At 49.6% G+C, this 2,678-nt stretch carries 3 protein-coding genes; all 3 read left to right on the top strand.

Annotated elements, in window-relative coordinates:
- Positions 1–863: 863 nt before the first annotated feature.
- From JOD20_RS26195 to JOD20_RS26205, 3 genes are read left to right on the top strand one after another with little or no spacing between them, the layout of a single operon-like run.
- Positions 864–1,364, top strand: coding sequence for an AAA family ATPase (locus tag JOD20_RS26195; protein ID WP_204758121.1), 501 nt, complete (start codon positions 864–866; stop codon positions 1,362–1,364).
- A gap of 21 nt (positions 1,365–1,385) precedes the next feature.
- The gene (locus JOD20_RS26200) at positions 1,386–1,826 is read left to right on the top strand and encodes a VOC family protein (RefSeq protein ID WP_204758122.1); all 441 of its coding nucleotides are present in this window, start codon (positions 1,386–1,388) and stop codon (positions 1,824–1,826) included.
- 31 nt (positions 1,827–1,857) lie between these two features.
- Entirely contained in the window at positions 1,858–2,580 is a 723-nt protein-coding gene (locus JOD20_RS26205; RefSeq protein WP_204758123.1) for a hypothetical protein, read from the top strand.
- Positions 2,581–2,678: the final 98 nt, after the last annotated feature.

A 2,678-nucleotide genomic window follows, 5' to 3' on the forward strand; every position in this document is an offset into this window, starting at 1 on the left:
CATGGTGATGGCTCCATGAACAAGCGATGCTGTGCTGAGCATGCCATGGAATCGGGCGCTTGTCGAGACCCCTATGGATTGTGCAACACTCTGGTGAGGGGATTAAAACTTACCTAGAATTGCAACTAGCGCGTTGGTATTTTGCTGATTCGAATAACCCAAATCCTCGTGAGAGGATTAAAACTGATTCAAGCAAGCAATTTCGTGGAGCGCGTTATACTCATTCGAATAACCCAAATCCTCGTGAGGGGATTAGAAAGAGCCAAAACGAAACCCGCCAGCCCACGAATTAATCGTGAGCCAGCGGGTTATACGCTGAATGTGGCCTAGTTCGGCATCGATCTGCACGCTGGAGCTAGGCCAATGAGCAGGATATGCTCATGGATTGTAGCACGAATGTTGAGATAATGTCTAATTATCGGGCACGCAGATTCCGACAAATACGATGAATGCGCCAAACACAATCACTAACAGACCAGCGCCAATATGACAAGCAACACTAGTGTATGGAGCTATCGCTTGTGAGCGAGAGCTTCGTTGGCGCGAGGAAATGGCAAAGCCTGCGAGAAATCGCAGGCTTTTTTGCTTTTGAGGCTAGTTAGGCTTCGAGCAGCTGTTTCTGCAGAATCGGATTGCTCAATACAGCTAAAAGGGTTTGCTGCCAGAAGTTTGAGATGACGCTAAGAAATTAATCAAGATCTCATACTTAATTGCGCTATTTGCTGGTATAGTTAAGTCAAACCTTCTCCTCTCTCTTCTCTCCCACAAGCGACCCCTAGCGGGTCGTTTGTGGTTTTAGGCCCACTACGATTGACAGCATCGCTATGATGAGCAGATAGCATAGGTCGTGATAGGAACCAAGCATGGGCATCAAAAATTACCTCATCGATGGCGTTTCCTGCGCTGGTAAAACGACGGTCTGCGACGAGCTGCAACGCCGGGGCTACCACTCCATCCATGGCGATCGCGAGTTGGCCTATTCCGGCGATTTGCAAACAGGCAAGCCTGTGGATGCAAGCAGTGACGAGCTTGGGGCGTGGATTTGGGATGTTGCCAAGGTTCGCGCTTTGGTCGCCGATCATACACATCAAGTTAGTTTCTTCTGTGGTGGCTCGCGCAATTCTGCCCGTTTCGTCGATTTGTTCGATGCAGTGTTTGTGCTTGAGCTCGATTTGGCGACGCTCAATCAGCGGCTTGCCGCTCGGCCTGCCGATGAATGGGGTGGCACTGCCGAAGCAGGCGAAGCTTTTGCCCGCTTTCAACATGCAACCAAGGCAGGTTTTGCACCGAATGCCATCCAGATTGATGCGACTGCCCCGCTTGCCCAGGTTGTCGATACAATTCTTGCCCAGATCAATGCATAAGCTCAAGCGGAAGGATTAACTATGGCGCTGCAACGGATGGATAATGTGCTGATCGTGGTGAACGATCTGGCTGCTGCAAAGGCGTTCTTTCTTGAACTTGGCATGGAATTAGAGGGCGAGATGCCATTGGCTGGGCCGTGGGTTGATCAAGTCGTTGGGCTTGAGAATGTGGAATGTGAGATTGCACTGTTGCGCACTCCCGATGCTCATGGGCGGGTTGAGCTAAGCCAATTTCATAACCCAGCGGCAGTGAATACAACCCCAACCAATGCCCCTTCGAACGCGCTGGGGATTCGGCGAATTATGTTTGCAGTTGATGATCTTGATGACGTTCTGATGCGCTTGCGTCCGCATGGCGCTGAAATTGTCGGTGAAATTGCCCAATATGAGGATTTTTATCGGCTGTGTTTTGTTCGCGGCCCCGAAGGCATTCTGCTGGGGCTTGCTCAGCAGCTCAAGTAATGGCGCTTGTCAATGATGTGGAAATGAATGTATGCTGCAATCAGCTGCCATGAATATCATTATTGAGCAACTGTATTCCTGTTTCAGTAGCTACACGATTCCTGCGCATCCGACTGGCTGCCCATGTTGTGTTGCTGACACTGATTATCAGCGCCTGCGTTCGAAACCGATTCGCCAATTAACCAGCAACGATCTTTGGCGCTATAGCCTTAAGGCATTGAATACTTGGGGCGATGCTGATCAATTTCGGGCAATTTTGCCACGCTTTTTAGAATTGTGCGCTGATCGCTCAGTATTCATCGATCGTGATATGATTTTTGGGAAACTGCGGCTCGCTGATTGGCAGACTTGGCCAGCATCAGAACAACAGCTTATTCTGACCTATCTTTGGACGCTCTGGCAAGCAGCGTTGGCTGATCCAGATTATTCAATCGATGAAATGCTGAGCGCAATTGCCCAAACGGAGCTTGATCTTCAACCATTGCTCATAAACTGGGATGCACAGTTAGATACAATGATCGGATTACAGCACTATGCAGATTTTCTTGATCTGCGTATGGCCAAAATTCTTGGTCAAAACCGCTTACACGGCCATGCATGGGCCAATCGTGAGCAGGCAACAGCCTTGGTGATTGACTGGGTGCTTGATCCTATACGCCGTGAGCGCATGACCGCTGCATTTGCCAATAGCCAGTACGATCCAGAAAGTCGCTTGCTTGGGCATATTCTGGAATGGTTTGATTTAGCTCCCTAAGCCGAGCGGTGGTTTGTCAAGAAGTGTGCAAAATCAATCTAGCCAGGCATGCGAATTTTACGAAGCTGGAGCGTCCGAACGACCGCATAAAAGAGTAA

Source organism: Herpetosiphon giganteus, from assembly GCF_016907925.1.
Classification (GTDB): Bacteria; Chloroflexota; Chloroflexia; order Chloroflexales; family Herpetosiphonaceae; genus Herpetosiphon; species Herpetosiphon giganteus.